General features: G+C 40.3%; 18 protein-coding genes and 3 pseudogenes. 12 read left to right on the top strand and 9 right to left on the bottom strand.

Features of this window, described 5'->3' with window-relative positions:
* Positions 1–139 precede the first annotated feature (139 nt).
* The gene (locus E0H88_RS08805; protein WP_092820838.1) at positions 140–541 is read right to left on the bottom strand and encodes a hypothetical protein; all 402 of its coding nucleotides are present in this window, start codon (positions 539–541) and stop codon (positions 140–142) included.
* 126 nt (positions 542–667) lie between these two features.
* On the bottom strand, positions 668–1933 hold the full coding sequence (locus E0H88_RS08800) for a glutamate-5-semialdehyde dehydrogenase (protein ID WP_131273893.1): 1266 nt from the start codon (positions 1931–1933) through the stop codon (positions 668–670).
* Between the two features lie 303 nt (positions 1934–2236).
* On the opposite strand from E0H88_RS08800, the gene E0H88_RS08795 reads away from it, so the two are divergent.
* Positions 2237–3568: an alpha/beta fold hydrolase gene (locus E0H88_RS08795; protein WP_131273892.1), complete on the top strand. Its 1332-nt coding sequence runs from the start codon at positions 2237–2239 to the stop codon at positions 3566–3568.
* Between the two features lie 28 nt (positions 3569–3596).
* Here E0H88_RS08795 and E0H88_RS08790 read toward each other — a convergent pair whose 3' ends face one another.
* Both E0H88_RS08790 and nagZ read right to left on the bottom strand, forming a co-directional pair.
* Positions 3597–4457, bottom strand: a complete 861-nt coding sequence (locus E0H88_RS08790; protein ID WP_131273891.1) for a class I SAM-dependent methyltransferase — start codon at positions 4455–4457, stop codon at positions 3597–3599.
* 135 nt (positions 4458–4592) lie between these two features.
* Positions 4593–5615: a beta-N-acetylhexosaminidase gene (gene nagZ / locus E0H88_RS08785; RefSeq protein WP_131273890.1), complete on the bottom strand. Its 1023-nt coding sequence runs from the start codon at positions 5613–5615 to the stop codon at positions 4593–4595.
* A 198-nt stretch (positions 5616–5813) separates the two neighbouring features.
* Here nagZ and E0H88_RS08780 point away from each other — a divergent pair, with 198 nt between their 5' ends.
* The 4 genes and pseudogenes from E0H88_RS08780 (at position 5814) to E0H88_RS08770 (ending at position 12053) form a co-directional block, all read left to right on the top strand.
* Positions 5814–8012 carry a carboxy terminal-processing peptidase gene (locus E0H88_RS08780; RefSeq protein ID WP_131273889.1) on the top strand — a complete coding sequence of 733 codons (2199 nt, stop codon included), beginning with the start codon at positions 5814–5816 and terminating at the stop codon, positions 8010–8012.
* A gap of 357 nt (positions 8013–8369) precedes the next feature.
* Positions 8370–10439: a putative bifunctional diguanylate cyclase/phosphodiesterase gene (locus E0H88_RS08775; protein WP_131273888.1), complete on the top strand. Its 2070-nt coding sequence runs from the start codon at positions 8370–8372 to the stop codon at positions 10437–10439.
* Positions 10440–10563: 124 nt separating this feature from the next.
* A pseudogene (locus E0H88_RS16325) lies at positions 10564–10635 on the top strand (hypothetical protein); the annotation flags it as partial.
* 215 nt (positions 10636–10850) lie between these two features.
* Entirely contained in the window at positions 10851–12053 is a 1203-nt protein-coding gene (locus E0H88_RS08770; RefSeq protein ID WP_131273887.1) for a tyrosine-type recombinase/integrase, read from the top strand.
* Here the strand turns inward: E0H88_RS08770 and E0H88_RS08765 are convergent.
* Together E0H88_RS08765 and E0H88_RS08760 are read right to left on the bottom strand one after the other, a co-directional pair.
* The gene (locus tag E0H88_RS08765) at positions 12046–12261 is read right to left on the bottom strand and encodes a helix-turn-helix transcriptional regulator (protein ID WP_131273886.1); all 216 of its coding nucleotides are present in this window, start codon (positions 12259–12261) and stop codon (positions 12046–12048) included. The genes E0H88_RS08770 and E0H88_RS08765 overlap by 8 nt on opposite strands.
* Positions 12262–12268: 7 nt before the next feature.
* Entirely contained in the window at positions 12269–12562 is a 294-nt protein-coding gene (locus E0H88_RS08760; protein ID WP_286364010.1) for a pyocin activator PrtN family protein, read from the bottom strand.
* A gap of 165 nt (positions 12563–12727) precedes the next feature.
* On the opposite strand from E0H88_RS08760, the gene E0H88_RS08755 reads away from it, so the two are divergent.
* A complete protein-coding gene (locus tag E0H88_RS08755) occupies positions 12728–13702 on the top strand; it encodes a hypothetical protein (RefSeq protein WP_131273884.1) in 975 nt (324 codons plus the stop codon).
* A gap of 81 nt (positions 13703–13783) precedes the next feature.
* On the opposite strand, the gene E0H88_RS08750 is transcribed toward E0H88_RS08755, so the two are convergent.
* Positions 13784–14659: a hypothetical protein gene (locus tag E0H88_RS08750; RefSeq protein ID WP_131273883.1), complete on the bottom strand. Its 876-nt coding sequence runs from the start codon at positions 14657–14659 to the stop codon at positions 13784–13786.
* Positions 14660–15321: 662 nt separating this feature from the next.
* Between E0H88_RS08750 and E0H88_RS08745 the strand changes: the two genes are divergently transcribed.
* From E0H88_RS08745 to E0H88_RS08720, 6 genes and pseudogenes are all read left to right on the top strand, one after another.
* The gene (locus E0H88_RS08745; protein WP_131273882.1) at positions 15322–16230 is read left to right on the top strand and encodes a YagK/YfjJ domain-containing protein; all 909 of its coding nucleotides are present in this window, start codon (positions 15322–15324) and stop codon (positions 16228–16230) included.
* A 127-nt stretch (positions 16231–16357) separates the two neighbouring features.
* Positions 16358–16844, top strand: a pseudogene (locus E0H88_RS16100) (transposase); the annotation flags it as partial.
* 77 nt (positions 16845–16921) lie between these two features.
* A pseudogene (locus E0H88_RS16095) lies at positions 16922–17167 on the top strand (IS982 family transposase); the annotation flags it as partial.
* 106 nt (positions 17168–17273) lie between these two features.
* Positions 17274–18890: an alkaline phosphatase gene (locus tag E0H88_RS08730; RefSeq protein ID WP_131273880.1), complete on the top strand. Its 1617-nt coding sequence runs from the start codon at positions 17274–17276 to the stop codon at positions 18888–18890.
* Between the two features lie 14 nt (positions 18891–18904).
* Positions 18905–20416, top strand: coding sequence for an alkaline phosphatase (locus E0H88_RS08725; protein ID WP_131273879.1), 1512 nt, complete (start codon positions 18905–18907; stop codon positions 20414–20416).
* 35 nt (positions 20417–20451) lie between these two features.
* Positions 20452–21141: a hypothetical protein gene (locus E0H88_RS08720; protein WP_227504441.1), complete on the top strand. Its 690-nt coding sequence runs from the start codon at positions 20452–20454 to the stop codon at positions 21139–21141.
* A 74-nt stretch (positions 21142–21215) separates the two neighbouring features.
* Here the strand turns inward: E0H88_RS08720 and E0H88_RS08715 are convergent, their stop codons facing one another.
* On the bottom strand, positions 21216–22217 hold the full coding sequence (locus E0H88_RS08715) for a helix-turn-helix transcriptional regulator (RefSeq protein WP_131273878.1): 1002 nt from the start codon (positions 22215–22217) through the stop codon (positions 21216–21218).
* On the bottom strand, positions 22214–23140 hold the full coding sequence (locus E0H88_RS08710; RefSeq protein WP_131273877.1) for a diguanylate cyclase domain-containing protein: 927 nt from the start codon (positions 23138–23140) through the stop codon (positions 22214–22216). The genes E0H88_RS08715 and E0H88_RS08710 overlap by 4 nt, the downstream gene beginning before the upstream one ends.
* Positions 23141–23195 lie beyond the last annotated feature (55 nt).

Here is a 23195-nt window from a genome sequence, read left to right as displayed (position 1 = left end):
ATTAAAATTTATCAGTTAATAGATTTCATTTATTAATAAAATAGTACTCGATCATAAAATGTTTACTAGAAGCCTATTTCCAAAGCTAGAATGGCATGCATGATGTATTTTGAGCAGCGCATTCCTGTTGTATTATTGCTTACTTTTGATACTTTATTTCTGACCAGCGTACAATAACGTAGGCAATTAATGCCACCATAAAAAAGACCAGCATCATCCAGGCCAGACCTTGTAAGGTTTCAATAATGGTCCGGTAAATTTCCAGTACCCAGCGCTCTTGGGTCAGTTCAATCACTATTTTCTTGTCATTCTCTGTATAGGTCAGGGGCGTGATGTATTTTTCCATATCGTAAATACGAATGCCGGAAGATGTGCCGACCACCATGCCGGCAAATTTGGTGTATTTTGCCCAGGCTTCATGAATCGGGTCGTGAATGATACGTGCCAGAATGGCATTAATAGAATTGGAAAAAATTTTCATTACTGCAAAAGAAACCAGTAATGCCAGTAAAAATGTACAAATGATTAAATAATAAAACATGCGATTTCCCTTATATCTTTCTCATTATTTTTATCATGTTACAAAATTTAAGACAGGGATAGTGTAGTCGCTGTGTTCAGCCTCATGCCTGAAACTGAACACCAAAAGATTCTTTAAATAGAGAACTTATTGGCGAATTTGACCGTCCCCAAATACCACCCATTTTTGCGAAGTCAGGCCTTCCAGACCGACCGGGCCACGCGCATGAATCTTGTCGGTCGAAATGCCGATTTCAGCACCCAAACCATATTCAAAACCGTCGGCAAAACGGGTAGAGGCATTGATCATCACTGAGCTTGAATCGACACGGGCCAGGAACTGACGCGCCAGGCTGAAGTTTTCGGTAATGATGGCATCGGTATGGTGAGAACCATATTTGTTAATATGATCAATGGCTTCATCAATCCCGCTGACCACTTTAACCGCCAAAATCGGACCTAAATATTCAGTGTACCAATCTTCTTCGCTGGCCGGTTTGACGTTTGAACCGAGAATGCGCTGGGTTTCACGACAGCCACGCAGTTCCACCTGTTTTTCTGCATACAGTTCAGCAATGCTTGGCAAGAAATCTTCGGCAATTTTCTCATCCACCAGCAAGGTTTCCATGGCATTACATACGCCGTAACGATGGGTCTTGGCATTTAATGCAATCGGCAGGGCTTTTTGCAAATCGGCCTGTGCTTCAACAAAGACATGGCAGTTGCCGTCCAGATGCTTAATCACCGGAATACGTGCTTCATTGCTGATCCGTTCAATCAGGCCTTTGCCTCCACGTGGAACAATCACATCCACATATTCAGACATGGTAATCAGGTGTCCGACTGCAGCACGATCAGCCGTATTGATCACCTGTACCGAAGTTTCAGGCAAACCCGAAGTCTTTAGACCATGCTGAATCGCTTCAGCAATTGCCTTGTTGGATTGCAGGGCTTCCGAACCGCCACGCAAAATAATCGCATTGCCTGATTTCAAGGCCAGTGAGGCGGCTTCCAGCGTCACGTTTGGACGCGACTCGTAAATCATGCCGACGACGCCCAAAGGTACCCGCATTTTCCCAAGCTGGATGCCTGAAGGGCGGTAAGCCAGGTCAGTGATTTCCCCAATCGGGTCAACCAGACTCATGACATCTTTCAAGCCATGCAGCATGCCTTTAAAGCGGCTGGGGGTAAGTTCTAAGCGATCAAGTAATGCACTGTCCAAATGATTGTTACGACCATTGGTCATATCAATTTGGTTGGCAGCCAGAATTGCAGCTTCACTGTCTTGTAATGCAGTGTAAATTGCAGATAAGGCATTGTTTTTGGTTTGGGTAGAAGCGCTTGCTAACACGCGAGAAGCTTGGCGTGCCTGTTGTCCTACCGTTTGCATATATTGTTCAATTGAATCTTGCATAGCGGTTTGATCACTTAGAAATTACATCTTCGATAGTAACAGTCTGGAACCCGACAATGAAGCATCTGCTTAGAAAAAAGTCCCTGAAACTTTCAGACTGTTAATATTTTGAAATCCTTTTCTAGGTAAATTTAGATAAGTGGTCATGGAATCAGTTGCTTGGGCAAGCATCCTCTGTATATTATGAAAAGATAAAGACAGTGAAGTCTGATAATTACAGCGAAGAATGGACGCAGCATGACGCAGAAATTCTATATTTATTTTCTTGCAAAATAACAATAAGGCAAGAATGGAGGAAGGGATATGAATTCCATGATCCAAATGGACTCGGATGTAGAAGAATCAAACGCAAGTTTTGGTTTTTTTGATCTTTACCATAGGAACAGTTTTAAAGAACCCGCACGTACCACCTGGATTGATGGCTGGAAAATTGAATACATGGCCATTGCTCAACCAGAAACCATCCACAACACTCCAATTGTTATTATTGGAGGGGCTTTCCAAAATTTTAATTCCTATAAATATTGTGTGGAGCAATTACTTAGTGCTGGCCCGATCATTTTAATTGACCTGCCTTCCATGGGCGCCAATCAGCAAATTACCAATCGCGATACCGGCATTTCTGCAGGAACACTGGAATTGCCTGACTTGGCGCGAATGTTGGGGGAGTGGGTCGATATTGAAAATTTATCCAAAGTTTCAGTGATGGGCATGTCACTGGGTTCGGTTGTGGCTTCAAGTTTTGCCGTGCAACGTCCGGAACTGGTCGATCGCATGATTCTGATGGGCGTGATGCAAAAAACGCGTAAAAGCTGGCGTATGCTGCTGGAAGAATCTTTGCATTTAATGAATGAACAGCGCATGGACGAGTTTGGCCAGGCAGTGATTCTGTATCTGGTGAATCATGCCAAAATCGATCAAACCCGCATGTCACCGACAGCAAAGCGTTTGTTCTTTAAACAGATGGCGGAATTTACCGCAACCGAGCAAGATCGCTATGAAATCAACTGTAGCCGCTTGTTACGTTTAACCGATGTCCCTATTCCGCAATGTAAAGTACTGGTGGCATGCGGGCAATACGACAGTTTTACCTTGCCGCATGAAAATGCCAATTTTGCTTTGCAATGTCCAGATATGGAATTTGCAATGATTGCAAATGCCGACCATGTGCCGCAATTACAGCGCCGTAAAGAAACCATGGGCCTGTTTGCAACATTCCTGCAGGGGAAATCTATTCAGGATGTAGAAGGGGTCATCCCGATGACACGTGCCCAGTTGCTGACCCTGGAGCGCCGTGGTGAAGAACGTATTGCCGTACAGAAACCGATGACCGTATTAACGCATCGTCATTCAGATGTGCAGTTGCCTACCCGTATTGTGGATTTAAACTTTTTTGGTGTTTTACTTGAGTTTACGCCAGGATTGGCAGAAAAAGCTGAACAATACCCGCGTGATTTGGCCTTGCATCTGGAAGATGAAGAAGGTCAGTTTAAAATTGAATGCTTAATTTTTGAGGTTCATTCAACACGAGTTCGGGCGTTGTTCAAGCATGGCAGTTTTGATGTGGCAGAACGTTTATTGCGTTATGTACAACGACAAAAAGCAGTGATGACGGTTTTGGAATCGGTCAGTTAATTTGAGCTAAGCTCAAATAAAAACAGCGTTAGATAACGCTGTTTTTTTTGCTTGCATGAATCATCCAGACCAGATCACCCAGGTGTTCTTCATTAGATGTGAAGGGTACTGCTGAATTTTGAAAATACTGTTGTGGTTGCACAATACTGACCTGTTCAAAACCGGCTTGCTGGAAAAAATCCTGTGCCTGCTGTGGATTAATAAAATGGAAACTAAAAGCACTCTTGGACATCCATTTCAGTAATTTACTGCTGGCCCAAATAAAATTGGCCAATTTGTTTTTGACCGGTTCTGGATAAATATCGGTGAGGTAATGCAGTTCCTTGAAATTTTGGCCGTAACGGTAAATGGCTTGAAGCAGTTGTAACAACATGTCTTTATTAAAGTAGTTGATCAGGCCTTCACTAATCACCACCAAGGGGCGATTCGGGTCAAATACGTGAAAAGCCTGTTCAAAATCAGCCGTGAATAAATCCACGGATAAAACTTCCGGACTATTGGCATCAATCTGTCTTAGAGCTAAGGTTTTGACTTTTGCCATATCGGGTAAATCCAGTTCACGATAATCAATATCCGGAAACTTCTTTCGGAAATTCCAGCCACGCGGAGAAAGCCCGCTGGCAATTTCAAGCACCTGTATATCTGGGTGCTGTTCAATCAGTTGGGTCAGATGCTGATCAATCATGCGGTGGCGTTGTTTTAAGGTGGTACGCATACTGCCGCCAACAAATTTTTCAGCCCAGCTTTCTAAAGGATGTACCAGCTTGGCGAGCATTTTCCCTTTAGAGGTTGCAAAAACCGGATGAGAAATGCCCATGGTATACCAGATGTAACCGGTGTAATGGGCAGTAAATGAAATATGTCGATGTTCTGAAAGTTGTTGTGTCATGTCATCCTGACCTTATCTGTTTTTTTAGTTTTTAATGTATTACTGTGTTCTGTTGAGTTTGTTACAGGGCATACCTGGCTTGTTTTTGTTTATCATAATGAAAAAGGAACACCTTGTCGTGTTCCTTTTGTCGTATTAATTCAATGATTTTTTAAAGTTTTCGATGGTGTCACGAACTTTTTGCCATTCTGCTCCCAAGTCCAGAGTTTGCCCAACCCTGATCTCTGGGATTTTTCCTCGCATACGCTCCAGACGTGCTTGGTCCGGTAAAGGTAAATCACGAATTCCTTCTAGTGCTGTACATGCTGCTAAGCGGTCATTACAGACCAGACCCATATCACATCCGGCTTTGAGTGCAGCCTGTATGCGGGCATCGGCACCCCCAGCAACACATGCTGCCTGCATGGTTAAATCGTCGGAGAACAGCACGCCATCAAAGTTGAGTTGCTGACGCAAAATATTTTGAATCCAGTAGGGCGAGAAACCGGCAGGGTTTGGGTCGACCTGGTCATAAATCACATGCGCAGGCATTAAGGCATCTAGTTGCGGCATGAGCTGGATAAAGGTTTGCATGTCCTTGTGATAGATTTCCTCATAAGAACGTGAATCTACCGGTGCGGCGATATGAGAATCGGCTTTCACTGAACCATGACCTGGAAAATGTTTACCGGTATTGGCCATGCCCGCACGTTTCATCCCTTTGATGAAAGCGCTGGCAAGCGGGACAATATCATCAATATTTTTGGCAAATCCCCGATCGCCAATCACATCACTGACATCATTCAAGTCCAGTACCGGTGCAAAACTGAAATCAATCCCTACGGCAAGCACTTCGGTGGCCATCAGCCAGCCGCACTGTTCGGCTAAATCAACAGCTTTTTCAGGTTCCGTGAGATAAAGTTCACCCAACCGGCCCATCGCTGGAAGCAGGCTAAAGCCCTGTTTCAAGCGCTGTACCCGGCCACCTTCCTGATCAACGGCAATTAAAATGTCGGGTCTGATGCGACGCATATGATCGGTTAAGGCGCGAACTTGTTGTGGTGATTCTATATTTCGTGAAAATAAAATCATGCCGCCTACTTGCGGTGCATGTAATAGTTCAATATCTTCTTGAGTAAGTTCTGTGCCAGCGATGTCTAGCATCAATGCGCCAATCATATCGGTGTCCGTGTTGGAATTTTATAAAGAAAAAACAATACCCGAATTCTGCAATGATTTGCTACATTTTGACAGTACAGAATATGATAAAACTACACGACATACATATTAAGTTGTTTAAGATTTTGAATATACTCGATTCATGTTGAAAAACGACGTTGCAATATTGGTCCAAGACCAAGGAAGTACGAATTATTTATGAAACTTCAGACATTAGCTTGTGCAGTTGCAATTGCGACTGGAGGATTTTTCTTTTCTCATGTAATGAACGAGGCAATTGCAGCTAATAATACAGAGGCAGTTTCTCAAACCATTCAACCCACGCAGGAACAAGCGTTGGTTTCTCGTCAATTGGCGACTTTGGTTGACCGTCAACATTATTTAAATCAGCGTTTAGATGCGGCAACGTCCAATCGTATTCTTGATTTTTATCTAGATAGTCTGGATGCAGACCATTCATTGTTTTTAGCCCCTGAAGTTGAACAATATAAGAAAAATTATGGTGCAAATTTTGGTGCTGCATTAAAAGCAGGGGATTTATCTGGACCTTATTTAATTCATGCCCAATATCGTGACCGTTTAAAACAGTTTTATGAGTTTATGTTGGCAGAGTTGAAAAAGCCGCAAAATCTGAAACAGAAAAATGTTTATATTGAAACTGACCGGGAAAAAGCACCTTATTTTGCCACTGCCGAAGAGCAGCGTAAGCATTGGCAAAAAATGCTGGTGTCGCAGCTGATTAACCTGACCATCAGCAAGGAAGAAGAGGCTGCGAAGCAAAAAGCCTTAAAAGAAGATCCGACGCTGGCTAATGGCCAGGATCTGGCAAGCCCTGAGGACCTAACGCCGGTTCAAACCCTGACTAAGCGTTATACTCGCCAGCTTGAACGTGCCAGCCGTGTAAAAAGTGATGATGTCCTCGACAAGACCTTGAATGCGATGATGCTGACCTATGATCCGCATAGTAACTATTTCCCGCCAGTGGATGCGATGGAATTGAACCGTCAGACGACCTTGCAGCTAGAAGGGATTGGGGTTTCGATTCGTCCTGAACGCGGCAATGAAGATTACACCAAGATTGAAAGCATTGTTGAAGGTGGGCCGGCCAGTAAATCAGGTCAAATTAAACCCGGAGACCGCATTATTGGTGTGGCGCAAGACGGCGATAAAATGGTGGATGTGATCGGTTGGGCCAGTAATGAAGTGGTCGGCCTGATTCGTGGCAAGCGCGGAACCAAGGTCAGCCTGCGTTTATTGGGTGCGGGTGCGTCCATGGGTCAGGCACGTACAGTCAGCCTGGTGCGTGATGTGATTCAGGAAGAAGATGCAGGGGTCCGTTCACGTACGGTAGAGATCAAACGTGATGGTAAAAATCATACCTTTGGTGTGATTGAAATTCCGTCGTTTTATTTGAATTATCGAGCGCGTCGTGCAGGTACGGAGTATCGTTCTGTTTCTGAAGATACCAACAATGCTTTAAAGAGTCTGGCAGCCAAGAATGTAGAAGGGATTATTATCGATTTGCGTAATAACCCGGGCGGCTCGCTTGAAGAGGTTGCACGTATGCTGGGGCAAGTCATCAAGTCAGGCCCAGTGGTGCAAATTCGCGACGGTAATGGCAATGTCAGCGTATTTGAAGACAACGACGGTGGTGCGCAAACCTATGCCGGTCCACTGGCAGTCATGATCAATCTGGCCTCAGCCTCGGCCAGTGAAATTTATTCTGCCGCTATTCAGGACTATGAGCGCGGTATCGTAATTGGCAGTACCACCACAGGTAAAGGCACGGCTCAGGTTCAACTGGATACCTTGGCCTATGGTCAGGCAACCTTGACCCAGCGTAAGTTCTACCGGGTGACCGGGGGAAGTACCCAAAATAAAGGGGTCGTACCTGACATCAAGCTGGTCGATATCTACAATGAAGAATTTGGTGAGCGTAAGGCGAAGAATGCCTTGAAATGGGATACTATTCCAACTGCCCCATTTAAGCGTGAAGGTTCGGTACAGCCTTATGTGCAAACTTTGGCGCAAATGTCCCAACAGCGTGTCAATGTTGATCCACAATTTAAATATCTGGAGCAACGTAAAGCGATTGCGAAAAAAACCGATGAGCAAAAGCGTGTAGTGCTGGATATTGACCTGCGCAAAGCCGAGTTGAATGCACTTGAGCAGAAAACTTTAGAGGCGGAAAATCAGCGCCGTAGCTTGACGGGGCAAAAGCCTTATGCCAACTGGGAAAGTTATCAAGCCTCAATGGATGCTTTAATCGAGTCGCGTGCGAAAATGAAAGCTACACAACGACCTGCCTTGCCTGAAGAAGAAACTTTTGTTAAAGAATCTGCCAATATTTTATTGGATTATGCAAAATTACAATCCACTCAGGCTGCTCGCCAGTAGGGTGTGTAATTTGGTATTTTTCATTTAAATATTCAAAAAAAGCCAGTTAGTTAGTCTGACTGGTTTTTTTATGGGGATGTGAGCAAATAGCGAAATGATTTTTAAACTGCTCTAAAAATATGAACGGTGTACGGATAACGGTAAAAAAGTTGAACTATGTTTCTTTTGTAAAATGAATAAATTAGAAATAAAAAAGAATAGAGTAATTATCACTTGACCAAAATAGAATAGTATTAGATTCTTGTTTTAATTGATTGTTTTTATAATTACTCTTTAAAGATAGAAATTTTTTTGATTGTATAAAGAGTATGAATCACGTGGATTAAAACAAGAAAGATAACCTTTACGGAACTGAATATGGTTCATATACATTATGATTTTAGCCTGGTAATTGTTTCAATAATTATTGCTATTTTAGCCTGCTATTTTACAGTCTCACTCGAACAATTATTATTCCGTGGCTTGAGTCAGAAATATGAAAAAATGCTTCTCATTATTAGTGGTCTCACGCTCGGGGCTGCAATTTGGGGTATGCACTTTGCCGGCATGCTCGCTTGTCATTTCCCGGCAGATTACTCTTTTGATTATGGCCTTACTTTTGTTTCCTATCTTATTGTATTTATCGCATCGACCTTTGCCATTTGGTTGACCACGCGGGAAACCTTACCCTTTGGCCGGCTTGTGTTAGGTGCGGTACTGATGGGAATGGGTATTGCCGGGATGCACTATACCGGCCTGATGGCACTGGTTTTCGATCAGCACCAAATTTATTATGATCCTTTGCTGACGATTTTTTCCGTTTTAATGGCAATAGCGGGTTCAGGTTTAACATTCTGGCTCATCTTTAAATATAAAAATGCAGTACAGCAAAAACTGCTGATCAAGATTTCCCTGGTATGCATGATGGCGCTGACCATAGTTGCAATGCACTATATGGGTATGGGGGCAATTTTTTTTCATGCCATTGCTGCAGATCAGATGGTTACACATTATCAAACCGAGCAAGGATTAATTTTATTGAGTGTGATTTTAGTCACCGGTTTAATTTTTCTTGCAGCATTTTGTGTCGCCATACTGGAACAAAAACTCGAAGTCCGGAATATACAGCTTTCTAAAGCCAATCGTGAATTGGCCAATCAGGCTGTGCAGGACAATTTAACCAAATTACCCAACCGTTTATTCCTGGCTGAATACTCACACTTTTTGTTTACGGACCATCGTTATAGCGATGATAAAATTGCTTTTATTTATATTGATTTAGACCGCTTTAAAGCGGTGAATGATGTGTTTGGACATCATGTGGGGGATCAGTTGCTGGTGCAACTGGCCAGCCGCATTCAGCACAAGCTGAAACCAAATGAAAAACTGCTCCGTCTAGGCGGAGACGAGTTTTTGATGGTGCTGGAACAGGCCACCCTTGAACATGCAGTTGAAAAGGCCGAGCAGTTATTGGAGCAAATCCAGGACAGTTTTTTGATTGCCGGTAAAGAAATTAATATTTCCAGCAGCATTGGCATCGCCCTGTACCCCGATCATGGCAATAATTTGCAGGATCTGCTGATTAATGCCGATGCAGCCATGCTGATGTCGAAGTATCAAGGCAGAAACACCTATTCCGTATTTAGTTACAGCGTGGACCAGCAGGAAACCAAAAGTCAGACCAAGCTGATTAATGATTTATATAAAGCGGTGGAAGAACAACAATTTGTTCTGTTTTATCAGCCTAAATTTACCACCCGGGATTATGCTATTTGCGGTGTAGAAGCCCTGATCCGCTGGAATCATCCAAGTCTGGGAATGTTGACGCCAAACATGTTTATCGGGGGAGCTGAAAAAACCGGGCTGATTATCCAGATGGGCTATTGGGCGCTTGAACAGGCCTGTAAACAGATTCAAATCTGGGAGCAAAAAGGTGCTAATTATTTCCCTGTCGCGGTGAATTTATCCGCTGTGCAATTTGAACATAAGCACCTGTTTTCAACGCTGGAAAAATTATTTGCTCAATATCAGATTAATCCCAATCATTTAGCCATCGAAATTACGGAATCGACAGCCATGCATCATGTTGACTCTACCATTCGGAGTTTTGAGCGATTACGTCAGATGGGAATTAAACTGGCCATTGATGATTTTGGAACCGGGCATTCCAGCTTTTTATATTTGAAGAACCTGCCGGTGGATGAGTTGAAAATAGACCGTGAATTTATCCGGGATCTGGCTGTTGGTTCAAAAGATGAAATCATTCTGGCCAGTATTATCCAGCTGGCCATAAAACTGGGTCTGGTGGTCACGGCAGAAGGGGTCGAAACACCTTTGCAGGCAGACATTCTGACTCGCTTGGGCTGTCAGCAATTGCAGGGCTTTTTGTTGGGCATACCGATGGATGTGAACCGTCTGGAAACCATGGACAAGGCATTATTTACTTAAGCTTGATGCGGGTTGAACAGGTTTAGTTCATTTCAAAAGTTTTATGATCTGCTACAATATGGCCAATTTTTCATATTGATCGTATTTGATCTTGAGCACTGCGGTTCTGCAGTAGGCATTTTCCATGAGTTTTAAAGATGAGTTAGCGGCGCAGGTCGCTCAGCGACGTACATTCGCCATTATTTCCCACCCAAATACCACACTATAACTCATCTTATTTCAACCCATTTCAAAAGCCTCGAAAAATAATCTAATATTTCTATAATTTACAGTATTTTAATTAATTTTATATTTTATACCCATTGCATGTGACTTCAAGTTGCTTTAAGTTTATTTATAAATTTTGTGTACATAAGTGTGTACATATATGATGTTGTTTTTCTAATTTAAAATTTTGTACACAGGTGTGGAATGCCACTCACAGATACATGGCTAAAAAAGAATTTAGGTAAGGCTAGAGCTGAACAACATGTTGAAGCTGATAGAGATGGATTGAGTGCACGTGTCTCGCCTAAAGGTAAAATCATTTTTCAAATGCGCTTTAGATATCAAGGAAAGCAAGCACGGCTTGACCTAGGTTCTTATCCAAATCTGACTTTACAGCAAGCTAGGCTAGAATTACAAAAAATGAAAGGGGTTCTGGAGGCTGGCCATGATCCAAGAGTGTATAAAAAATTAGAAGTTCATAAGGTGATAAATGCACTAACTTTCGAGGAACTTTATTTAGAATGGCATGAAAAATACTGCATGGCAAATAAGAAAAATGCACAACAACAATTGCGGTCTTTTCAGTTGTATGTGTTTCCTAGATATGGATCTCTGCCAGCAGACCAAATCACACTACATATGTGGTTAGAGTTACTAGAAGATCATTTTGGAAAGTCTGCATCCATTACTGATCGCCTGCTAACAAATACGAAACAATGCTTAGATTGGGGTGTAAATCGTAAGCTGATTGAGAATAACCCGATACGTCATATAACGGGAAAACGTGATCTTAATATTAAAAAGAATAAAGTGGATCGAATTCTTGAAGATGATGAGGTGGTACTAATTTGGAAAATTTGTGATGAATCTAGAATGGCATTGAAGAATGCGCTGTTTATTAAAATTTGTCTTTTCTATGCGAATAGGTATAGTGAGTTGAGGATGGCAAAAAAATCAGATTTCGATTTTAAACGTAAGGTTTGGACGGTGCCACCTGAAAATCATAAGATGGGTAAGTACACGAAGCGACCTCTTGTTAGACCGATTTTGCCTGAAATTGAACCTTTTATTCAGCAGGCTATGGAGCTGAATAATTCCATCTATATGTTTGTGAATAATGGGACTAACGAGATGTATGGGCAAAATGGTCCAGGTAAGCTTCCGTATAATGTCATGCAATATGCAAGAAGACATTATGGTGTTGAGATGAAACATTGGTCTATGCATGATTTAAGACGTACCGCTCGTACTCATTTTAGTCGTTTTACATCGCGTGATATAGCAGAGTTAATGATTGGTCATACCATGCCAGGAGAGCAGGGGACTTATGACTATCATGATTATCAGAACGAGATGGGAGTCGCTTACAAGCAATGGTGGGATAAGTTGGAAAGCCTAACTAAGTAGTTAGGCTTTTATTATTTCTGAAGTGCTGGTTTTCCCAAGTGATGACTTGCTCTTCATCCCAAAGGCTTTTAGAACCCACTGATACCTTGATAGGTGGTGGAAAGGGTGCTTTAAAAACTTTCTGAGTAGGTTTCTGCCATCTCCATAGCGTTGTTTGAGATTTGATTTTGAATCTATTCAGTAGTTCTTGAGAAGTAAGATAAGCCATTGCAAATTTACTCCTTTGGGCTTTTTAGAGTATGAATAATATTAGTATCAAAATATGGTGAGTCCTTTTGGAACAAACCGTCTAGAACATTAGAAAGATCTCTTAAGTCCACAAAATATGGAGACTTTTGACTTCGATCTAGACGTGCACATTTGAAAGGAAAATCCATTTTTCTTGCTTTCTCTAAAATATTTTCTTTGCTTAGATGTGGGTAATATGCTTTACAGACATCATCCAACATTGGCATTGGGTTGCCAAATTTTAGAAAAAGATAGTCGTAAGTAGAAATAGTTGTTTTCACTTTTAAACACTCATGTATTGTCGATAAGTGCATTGTGCAATTGATAAATAAAAAATGAGGAATGTTACAGCTGTAAAAAATAAATGAACGCAAATTAATTGAATTGTGAGGTTTATTTTTTCATGTAAATTAGTTATGTAATTTGAATTTAAAAAGGTCGAGCTGATGTTTCATGTGGAAACTAGACAAAATATTAACGAGTTAAAAGCAGAGTTGTTAAATCAGTATGGTGCAGTCATTGTATTTCTTGCTGATTGGGATGCTTATGTGCAACAACTAAAAGTAGTAGTTGTAAGAAATAAATCTATGCCTATCAAAACAGTGAAAGAGAAGATCAAGAGCATCCAATCTATAAAATTTTCTAATTTAGAGTCTGTTGAAAGAATAAATTTTCACAAAATAAAGGATGATTTTGAAGAAAGCGAATCTCAAGAAATTTATAAAGCTATGCTTCAGGATCAGCATAATCCCCGTTATGAACACTTCCAAAAAGATTATAAATATAGTATTGGGGATTTAATTGAATTGTTTAATCAGCTAGAGTCGCTGTCTAATAGACTGTCTAGCTTAACTGAAAAAGAAGCTGAAAAAGAGTTTGAAAAAATTTTTTATAAATATGTTTCTTTAGATACAGTTAATTATGGTCTAACCAGTGAAGTTTTAAAAAAAAGAATTGATAAGACAAGAGTCATACTAGGACAAAGGATTAAAATAAGAGCTCAAAAAAATAAAATACTTAAGCAGGTTATTTTACTACAGCACCAACAAGGTAAGCATTGGAAATCTACCGATCAAGTTGTAAAAGATTGTATTGAGGTTATTGAAGAAGAGTTTGAGAAATTTGATACCAAGTGGCTTAATGATAAATTAACTGAAATTGAGGTAAATAGATCATTTCAAGAAAGCAGACTAAAGGAGGCTGATAAAAATGATCCGAAGTATAAAAATAGTGAACAGCTAATGACAATAATGAGCGAAGAAATTTTGAATATTAAAAATGCATTAAAGCGAGGATACCCATATGAGGAATATAATGATTTTCTATCATATGGGACTGAATATGTTGAAAAAAGTATTTCGAATACTCTTCGTAGAGATAAATCTTTACTTGAATTAATCCTCGTAAAAGATGCAATTTAAATATCTTATATTTATGTTTATAAGAAATTTGGGATCTTCCTAATCTGGGTAGATCCCGAATTTATTTATGATGAATTGGATTTAATAAAGAGATTCACCACTTTGTGATTTACATTCTTCTATATAGGCTTTATTTATTAGTTGTTCCAAGATTTTCTCCTCTGAAAGATTATTTTTACGGGAAAGTGAGGTTAGAGCTTCTTTTGCTTTAATTGTAAGAGCATAGAATCCAGGCTTTTTAACTTTTTTATCATCTCTATGTTTTTTTTGATACCATGCGTTAGATAATTTTTTCTTAAGAGCATAATGGATATTACTATCTAGGTCATAAATTTGATCAAAAATAGAGTTAATGTTCATTTCAATATTATTAGAGTTTAATAAATTAATTCTGAGTCTTCTATATTCTTCACTCTCATGAATATAGCTGTTAGCCCATGTGTAAAAATCATTATTAGCAAATTTAAAATGATTGTTAACTTTTAATTCTAATTTTAAAAAACGGTTATATATTCGCTCAAATGATCGTGGACTATTAATATATTCTTCGTATGTTAAAAGCATATAAAATATTTTATAAATGGGATTATTTATATTATCTAGTGATCTATCTTTTAATTCTTTTTGCATAATAGCATTAGCAAATATTATAAAACGCTTATTGTTTTCGATGCTATTTAGGTCAACTTTAGGCATAGAAATATGAGCTTGGTATTCTTCTAGTTGACAAAGCAAGTGATATATATCGTTCTCACGTACATGTTGGAGTTCGGCTATTATTTCCTTTCTGATATCAGAAAATTTATTGAGTCTATTTAGCATATTAATATCAGTCTGCCGAACATCTTCGGGTTGTTTAATCTCTTCATTAATGATGTTGAGTATCCATAATGTATCAATGTCTCTACAACGTGATAAAAACGATTTAATGTCATCTAAAGCTGAAGTTCTGCGCATTTTTAAATCTATCTTAGTAAAAGCTTAGGTCATACTTTACGGTAATTTAGTGCTTGCTTTTCCATGTCTTTCAGGGTGATTTCGGTTGATTTGCCATAGTTTTTTTAAATGCTTGGCGTGAAGAAATTAGCGTGATATCTATAGCATCATCTTAAATACAAGGCCTATTTGACTTTGAACTTAACTTTGATGGAATGGTTATCTTAGTTTTGGATGTAGGATATTTAGAATTTAAAATATGGAGGTAGTGAGGTTTTGGTTTGAATTTATGATCCATGATTTTAAAAAATTATGAATTTAATTAAGTGAATAATTAGGGAGTGTTTAAGCAGAAAATATCGCATAACTTTTAAATGATTTTGATAGCTAAATAAATTTAAAACTTTGAAGTTTTATCCCTATACATGTTTTGAAATTGATTTTTATTAATTACCTTAATTCTAGCTTTTTTGAGGATAGAGCCTGCATGAATTTAACCGTAGAGCAGGGAGGAAATGTTTTTCATGTGGAGATAGGTACTGCACTACAGGAGGAATATGGACTCCCTAGAGCTTTGGTTATTAATCTAATCGTTTATTAGCTAACACCTGATTGAGAAGTAAACGTATACATATACTGAATTACCTATCTCTTATGTAACTATCACACACATAGGTTTAAACATGAGAGATTCAATTAACCAGGCACAACTTACACTTGAGATCGAGAACTTCTTAAAATGTCTAAAAATAAGAAGTACAGAATGGGAGGGATATTATTCAAGGTTCGCTAATCTTTTATTAGACTTTGAGGATATATACGATCCTGATGATGAATACACAGGTTTTCTTCAGTTCTTTGTAATTCTGAGATATGACTTACAGAGAATAGACTCTGATTATTTTGCTCTTATGGATGAGCTAAAGATGATTGGATATAGAGAGATGAGAAAATGGTTTTTAGATTTATATGAGCTTTTCAAGAAAGATTATGAAACTATTGAAAAACAGAAAGATGAAAATAAAATTGAATTGCAGAAATATTGCAGGTCAATACTTAACAAATGTAGTCGGATATTAGTTGTTCGTGTGGATTTGGGTTATTTGCAAGAATATTCTAGTCGAATTAGAGTTGAAGATATTTATAAGGACTTAGATATACTGCTTAATCGTATCCAAAATAAAGATGGCATATTTAAACATGTGATTGGATTTACATGGGGAATAGAACAAGGTGGTAAAAGTAAAGGTTTCCACTGCCACTTAGCAATCATCTATGATAATGCCTACCGTGCTGGAAGCGCAGCATATTGGGGGGATGAAATTATTGAGTTATGGAAGGATATTACTAGAGGTTATGGTCAAGGCTATAATTGCTGGAACCGGGAACGTGTAGCGAAACTTCGAAGAGAGAATAAGCTGGGGATTGGTGTAATCTATCGTCGTGATTCAACCCAAGTGACAAATTTCATTGAGGCAATGGAATACCTTACTGATCATCACAAACGTACTCTTCACTACTTACGTGTAAAGCCAAAAGGACGAAGAGTATTTGGTAAAGGTCAGTTAAGAGCGCAGTATGATAGACGCTAAATGAAAATAATCTCAGATACAGCAGGTAAATAGCCACCGATTTTATAGATACCTTTTAGTTAGATATGGACTGTCACTACTCTCCTAGACAAATTTAGTCTATTCTTTTTGCATAGGAGAGAATATTGTGAGTGGGCAACGATATACTCCAGAATTTAAAGATGAAGTTGTTAAATTGATTAATGAACGTGGATATTCTGTCACTGATGTAGCATAGCGTTTAGGTGTATCACAGCACAGCATTTATAAATGGCTAAAGGCGGTACAGCCTTTACGTAACAACTCTGATGAACATGAACTACGCGAAGCAAAGAAAGAAATCCTACGTCTTAAAAGTCAGCTTAAACAGACTGAAGAGGAACGGGATATCTTAAAGTGAAAGCACTGCTTTCACGCCGCTTTGCAAGCCTGCCCGAGTGAAGTATCAGTTTATCCTGGAATACAGCCATCAATTTAAGATTAAAACGATGTGTCGGGTCCTTAAGATCGCTCGTGCTGGTTACTATGCCTGGTTGCATGAACCCGAATCAGGCAGGACGATTGAAGATAAGCGGTTATTACAGCTCATCCATTCTTCTTATGAGGCCAGTTATGGCATCTATGGTTATCGTCGCAGTACGCTGGATCGTAAGCGTCCGCTGAGTTATTTATGGGAGGATTATCATCCAAGCAGATAAAATTATAAAGCACTGATTTAATTGCATATAACAGAAAGAATATGAAGTCTGTTTTAATCTCCATATATGATGAATATCATTTAAAGCATCGTAATAAAATAGAGACTTTATTCAGCTCATTAAAAGGGTAATATAATTTAGTCCTCAGTAAAGCGAGAAGCATTGAAGTGTACTTAGCTGGAATTTATGTATCTTTATATGCTTACTAATGATGTTATCAAAATAAGCTAAACATTCGAGTAATGGAATCCTTGGCTTAAATAGGTTTCGGGTTATTTTTAGCAAGTAAATGAAAAAGTAGTTAAATGTCATCTTATTTAAATATCTGCGGCGTATGGTTCAGCCATCTTTAGATGGGTTGATGCCATGCTCGGTTCTCTTGAAAAATTCCAATTAAAAACAATCAGCGTGGTATGTATAAGTTTCAGCGCTTTATTGCTTACCGCTTGTCAAACTACTACGATAACGCGAAATCAACAAGCCAATACAGAGCAACAGCTCCAACAAGAAAAAGTCCAACAACCGAAACGTGTGGTCTTTTTTTTGGGTGATGGTATGGGCATCACCACGCTTACCGCTTCACGTATTTATGCTGTTGGTGAAGATGGTCAGTTGGCGATTGATCGGCTGCCTGAGTCTGCTTTTGTTCGTACCTTTTCTGAAGATGCGCAAGTCACGGACAGCGCACCTTCGATGGGCGCGTACATGACCGGTGTGAAGATGAAAAACGAGGTGATCTCGATGCAGACAGGGACGATTGCGGTTGAACCTGACTCAGTAGGGAATAACCAGTGCGTTAGTAACCCACAAAACAAAAATAAGCAAAACACACAGACTTTACTTGAATTAGCCAAAGCAAAGGGCTGGGGGACAGGGGTTGTGACCACAACGCGGATCACGCATGCCACACCAGCATCGACTTATGCGCATATATGCCACCGTGATGCTGAAAATGACATTGCATCACAGTTGGTCCCGAGCTCAAAAGGCGATGATTATCAACGCTATAACCTCAAACTCAAAGATGGAGTCGATGTGGTTTTAGGTGGAGGTAAGCGTCAATTTTTGCCTAAAGATGCAGGTGGAGAACGTACTGATGGGCGCAATCTAATTACCGAGATGCAAAAGGCAGGCTACCGCGTGGTTTTTGATGAAAACCAACTGTCCCAAGTGCAACTGGCGAAAAATGAAAAATTATTGGGTTTATTTAATCACAGCCATTTAAATTACGACTTGGATCGCACCAAGAAAAACTTGGCAGAGCCGAGTCTCAAGCAAATGACGCTGTCTGCTTTAGACATCCTGACGCAAAATAAAAAAGGTTTTTTCCTGATGGTGGAGGGCGGGCGTATAGATCATGCGCTGCATGACACCAATGCCAAACGTGCTTTACAAGACACGATTGCCTTAAATGATGCTTTAGAAGCAACCATTCAAAAGCTTAAACAAAGTGATCCTGAACTTAAAAATACACTGATTGTAATCACAGCCGACCATGATCACACCTTGGTTTTAAATGGTTATGCCAAGCGTACAGGAAAATACGTCGAAGGTAAGGAAACCAGTGTGCTTGGATTGGTAAAAAACTATGATCAAGCGGGCTTTGCTCAAGATATTCATGGTCAACCTTATCCGATTATCGGTTTTGGTACGGGCAAAAAACGCCCCACTCAAAACCGTATGGATGACTTGGTACTGAACTTAAAAGACACTGATGTCTGTCATCCTGTACAAGGGCCAAAGGCACCACAAGGTGAAAAATATAGTTTCACCTATCCTTTGGCTGAAACGGGTTGGTGTACGGGCACTGCTGCGGATGATTTCCAACAAGAAGCTGTGATTCAAACGGGCTATAAAGATAAAGAAACGCATGGCGGTGCAGATGTGTTTTTAGGTGCGATTGGTCAGGGAGCCGATCAGTTCTCAGGTAGCCTTGAAAATATTGAGGTCAATCACCTCATTCGTAAGATCACAGGCTTATAGCAGAGGGATATCACATGAAACATACTTTAAAAACCATCCCATACATGATGCTTCTGCTTACAGCGTCGATTTCTTCAAGTGCTTTGTATGCTGCGGACACCACAGTTACACCGACGAAAAGCGTTATATTCTTTTTAGGCGATGGCATGGGACCAACCACAGTGACGGCAAGTCGTATTTATGCTGTGGGGGAAAATGGCAAACTGGCCATGGACAGCATGAAGCACGCAGCAAGGATTAAAACCTATTCTGAGGATGGTCAAACCACAGATAGCGCTCCCTCTATGGGCGCCTATATGACTGGGCAGAAAAATAAAAATGAAGTGATTGCCATGACAACAGGAACGGTTGCGGTCGAACCTGAAGAAGGAAAATTGCCGAATGGCAAAAGCTTAGCGAAAGCCATCAACCGTTGTCCAGAACAGGGCAGTAGTATGGTCGCAGGGATGCCTGCGTTAAGTATTTTAGAACTGGCAAAAAAGCAGGGTAAAGCGGTTGGCGTAGTGACGACGACCGAACTCACCCATGCCACACCTGCGGCAACCTATGCACATATCTGTCACCGTGATGCGCAATACGATATCGCGCTTCAAGCTGTTCCAAAAGGTAAAGCTTATAATCCAAACTTATTGGATGGTATTAATGTCCTTATGGGAGGCGGCTTAAATCATTGGACGCCTTATGATGCAGTCTCTAACCCCAAAGGGCGCTTGGATGGTCGTGATTTATTGGCAGAGTTTAAACAGCAGGGTTATCAAATCGTTTTAAGCCAAAGTGATTTGGCACAGACGGTCAATACTCAGAAAATTTTCGGCGTATTCTCCACACAGTCACATTTAAATTTTGATTTGGACCGACTCAAGAAGAATATAGAGACTGAACCGAGTCTGGCGGCGATGACCAGTAAAGCGATTGATGCACTGCAAGCACAGAGTCATGGACAAGGCTATTTCTTGATGGTTGAGGGTGGGCGTATTGACCATGCGCTACATGCCAATAATGCCAAACGGGCATTGCAGGAAACCAAGGCATTTAATGATGCAATTCAAACTGCACTGGATAAAGTGGATTTGAGCAATACCTTGATTGTAGTGACGGCAGACCATGACCATGTGATGACCTTTAATGGTTATGCCGCACGAACGGGTCAAACGACGGAAACTAATCCAGGTATTTTGGGGCTGAGCTATGACTATAATATTGCAAAAGAGCAAAATGCTTACAGCAAAGTGCTGGCTGATGGCCAAGTACATAATCCATACCGCGATGTAAATGGGGCAACAGGAACGACGCTTGTTTTTGGAAATGGTACTGGTAAACGTTTAGATATTCGTGACAGTATTAGCAACGAGCAAGCCTTTGCTGACGACTATAAACAAGAAGTCGGGGTACAACTGACGAAAAGCGAAACACATGGCGGCGGAGATGTGATGCTGTTTGCTGAAGGAAAGAATTCAAATCTATTCAAAGGCACACAAGAAAATACATGGGTATTTGAGCAATTGAAAAAGGCGTTTGGATTCTAATGGATACAAGATTTATACGGCCGTTCAAATTCAAAATGAAATTCTTAGCATTGTCTTTCAGTTTGCTCAGTCCATGGGTATGGTCGGCCGATGAATATCGTATTGATTATCAGATTGAACGGTTGGATGCCAATGGGGTCACGACCATTCAAAAATACAGTGAGAAAATAATTCGAGATGAGCAAAATATTTGGATTGAACGTTTAAACACACAAACGCATGCTGACGAAGCCCAGACACATAGCAACGCTCATGTGTCTGCCAAAACAGACACCCATGAGCATGTGAGTTTTGACAGTGCAATTCAGTGGATGCAGCGCAAAGATGTAGTCGGGCAAGCAAACGTAGAAAGTCCGTTTCAGCGTTTTTATATTTTGCCAGATGAAAAAATGCGGGTGCAATTGCAGGATGTCGATCAAGAAATGCTAGGGATGAAAAACTGTTGGCGCTGTGAATATAGTTTGATTCATCCTGACATTTTAAAGCGAGCACAATTGATTCAACGTGATCCGAAGTTAGCGCATTATCAAATAAGCAGTGCTGGGCAAACGTTGAATATTATATGGAGTGAACAAGATCAACTGGTTCAAAAATATGAATTGCTCAAACCGACCTCAGGCTATGCCAAAACCTTTACCGTGCGCAAAATTGGCCAACATGTTGCTACACCTTGGACACAAACAGAAAAATACAGCGAACGTGACTATGCGGACTTTAGTGATTAGCCGATGAGTTTTTGACTTTTAATTTCGACGTTACAATAGAAATACCCGTGATTTTTTTTTGGAAAAATAAGCGCTTAGGACTGTGCCGCTTGTACAGTTAAACCACTCCAACGCTTAAACGCACGTCGAAAATTGGTCGCATCGTTAATTTGTAAATACTGAGAAATCTGTTCAGTTTTAAAACCATGTACACGATATAAAATTATGGCAGTATGCAAACGACTTTGATCGAGTTGCGCCTGAAAATGGGTCTGATGCTTTTTCAGTTTACGTTTTAAGGTGGCAGAACTCATTTGAAAATAGTCAGCGGTTTGTTCAAGTTGAATATTATTTTGAATATTCTGCATGAAGTATTGATGCAAACTGAGCAAAAAACTCTGTTGAATATTTTGAGCTGTCATTTCTTTCAGCGCATGTTGATAACTGATTGCAGCTAAGGTCGAAGAGGCATTGGGAAGTTTTTCATGGATCACGTCACGAGGCAGGCTCATCATGTTGATCGGGCGATTAAATTCTAAAGCACTGCCTAAATGCGTCCAATATTGTTCAATATAATCCGGTTCAGAAAAATTAAATTCGAATTTCCACGCTAACTTGGTTTGATACAGTTGACGGCTAAACGCTTGTATTGCACTCATTGCGCTTTCGATTAAAAAGCGATTTTCAAGCTTGTTTTCATCTAACCAATAAATATGAATATGGTTTTGGCTGTACATGAGTCGAGGGCATAACCACGGTGAAACAGACGCGGAAAATGTTAAATAACGGCTAAGCGCTTCATCGAAGGTCGATGCATACAGCATGGATTTAATGGCGTCATTAAAGGGGGTGGTTAGGCTGCGTTGACCAAATAAAAAACTGATGTCCTGATTGCGAAAACACTGTTCAGCATTTTTTAAAACCTGTTGTAACTGTTGCTGGCTAATCAGCTTTTGCCCTGAAAAGATATCTTCCAAGAAAATACCGCTACCACTGAGTAGGACGTGATGTTCGACTTCATGGCTGACTGCTAAATCAATTAAAATAGACAATTGATGATGCGCAGGAATGTAGCTGTAGTCGCATTCAAAGCTCATACGGTGACTCGCTTTGGTGAGTAGTATTGCTTCACTTGGAGCAATTGCTGATTTAAGGCACTCAAAAGTTGCTGAGCAGTTTGGTATTGCCCGACTGAACAGCAGGTCGTGAGTGCTTTTAAAGGAATGTGTGCGGACAGATCACGTTGATAATAAGCACTGACCATAAGCATGCGCTCAAGTTGAGCTGCCATTTTTTCAGCCTGTTGTAGCTTCGTCTCTGGTAACAACATAATAAAACGATCTCCTGCGAAGCGGCAGAGCAGGTCTTGTGGTCGTAAATTTAAGCTAATCAATTGTGAAACATGCTGTAAAATAGATGTGCCTTCATCAAAGCCATATGTTTGATTAATCTGATTAAAATTATGCATATCTAGCAGTATGACGGACATGTCGCTGGGTTCATGCAAGTTCTGCTCAATTGCAGCTTTGAGCTGTGTTTTAAAGTAATGAGCATCGGCTAAAGGGGTGAGTGCATCGAATAAGCGATGATCCCGATAAATACGTTCTCGTTTTTGCATGTGTTTAGAAATTGCCTGTTCTTCTTGATGCCAAAAATAAACCCCGATGGTAAATAGATACAGTCCAATTGGAAAAGGAATGGACTCAAGCCATGCATCCCACATGATTTCTTTAGGCAGGCGAATAAACTCATCTAAGCTGTCCATCCACATGTGGAAAAAAATAAAGCACAGTCCATAAAAGATATAGTTGGTTACACGGCCCAAAGGACGGCTTTTAATAATAAAGAAAATCCAAATACCAATAAAAACAGTTGCTCCCCCTTCACCTAAAATATCGACCCAGTTCCATTCAGCAAATGACTTGCTCTGCCCAAGTAAGATAAACAACCAAAGGGATAAGCTACAGGCAGTCGCTACACATAATAAAGGCCAGCGGTAGTAAGCAAAGTATTTAGGCATAGCATTTTTTGAAATGATTTATTTTCGCCCAAGCTAAACAGATTTAGATGACAGT

The organism is Acinetobacter sp. ANC 4216, from assembly GCF_004331195.1.
GTDB lineage: Bacteria > Pseudomonadota > Gammaproteobacteria > Pseudomonadales > Moraxellaceae > Acinetobacter > Acinetobacter kookii.
Note: the sequence above shows the minus strand (reverse complement) of the source record. Positions and strands in the feature narration are given on the sequence as shown.

What these genes read in the sequence shown, in the direction of transcription:
- E0H88_RS08805 (WP_092820838.1), bottom strand. Translation starts at nt 541, where the DNA reads ATGTTTTATTATTTAATCATTTGTACATTTTTACTGGCATTACTGGTT.
- E0H88_RS08800 (WP_131273893.1), bottom strand. Translation starts at nt 1,933, where the DNA reads ATGCAAGATTCAATTGAACAATATATGCAAACGGTAGGACAACAGGCA.
- E0H88_RS08795 (WP_131273892.1), top strand. Translation starts at nt 2,237, where the DNA reads ATGAATTCCATGATCCAAATGGACTCGGATGTAGAAGAATCAAACGCA.
- E0H88_RS08790 (WP_131273891.1), bottom strand. Translation starts at nt 4,457, where the DNA reads ATGACACAACAACTTTCAGAACATCGACATATTTCATTTACTGCCCAT.
- nagZ (WP_131273890.1), bottom strand. Translation starts at nt 5,615, where the DNA reads ATGATTGGCGCATTGATGCTAGACATCGCTGGCACAGAACTTACTCAA.
- E0H88_RS08780 (WP_131273889.1), top strand. Translation starts at nt 5,814, where the DNA reads ATGAAACTTCAGACATTAGCTTGTGCAGTTGCAATTGCGACTGGAGGA.
- E0H88_RS08775 (WP_131273888.1), top strand. Translation starts at nt 8,370, where the DNA reads ATGGTTCATATACATTATGATTTTAGCCTGGTAATTGTTTCAATAATT.
- E0H88_RS08770 (WP_131273887.1), top strand. Translation starts at nt 10,851, where the DNA reads ATGCCACTCACAGATACATGGCTAAAAAAGAATTTAGGTAAGGCTAGA.
- E0H88_RS08765 (WP_131273886.1), bottom strand. Translation starts at nt 12,261, where the DNA reads ATGGCTTATCTTACTTCTCAAGAACTACTGAATAGATTCAAAATCAAA.
- E0H88_RS08755 (WP_131273884.1), top strand. Translation starts at nt 12,728, where the DNA reads ATGTTTCATGTGGAAACTAGACAAAATATTAACGAGTTAAAAGCAGAG.
- E0H88_RS08750 (WP_131273883.1), bottom strand. Translation starts at nt 14,659, where the DNA reads ATGCGCAGAACTTCAGCTTTAGATGACATTAAATCGTTTTTATCACGT.
- E0H88_RS08745 (WP_131273882.1), top strand. Translation starts at nt 15,322, where the DNA reads ATGAGAGATTCAATTAACCAGGCACAACTTACACTTGAGATCGAGAAC.
- E0H88_RS08730 (WP_131273880.1), top strand. Translation starts at nt 17,274, where the DNA reads ATGCTCGGTTCTCTTGAAAAATTCCAATTAAAAACAATCAGCGTGGTA.
- E0H88_RS08725 (WP_131273879.1), top strand. Translation starts at nt 18,905, where the DNA reads ATGAAACATACTTTAAAAACCATCCCATACATGATGCTTCTGCTTACA.
- E0H88_RS08720 (WP_227504441.1), top strand. Translation starts at nt 20,452, where the DNA reads ATGAAATTCTTAGCATTGTCTTTCAGTTTGCTCAGTCCATGGGTATGG.
- E0H88_RS08715 (WP_131273878.1), bottom strand. Translation starts at nt 22,217, where the DNA reads ATGAGCTTTGAATGCGACTACAGCTACATTCCTGCGCATCATCAATTG.
- E0H88_RS08710 (WP_131273877.1), bottom strand. Translation starts at nt 23,140, where the DNA reads ATGCCTAAATACTTTGCTTACTACCGCTGGCCTTTATTATGTGTAGCG.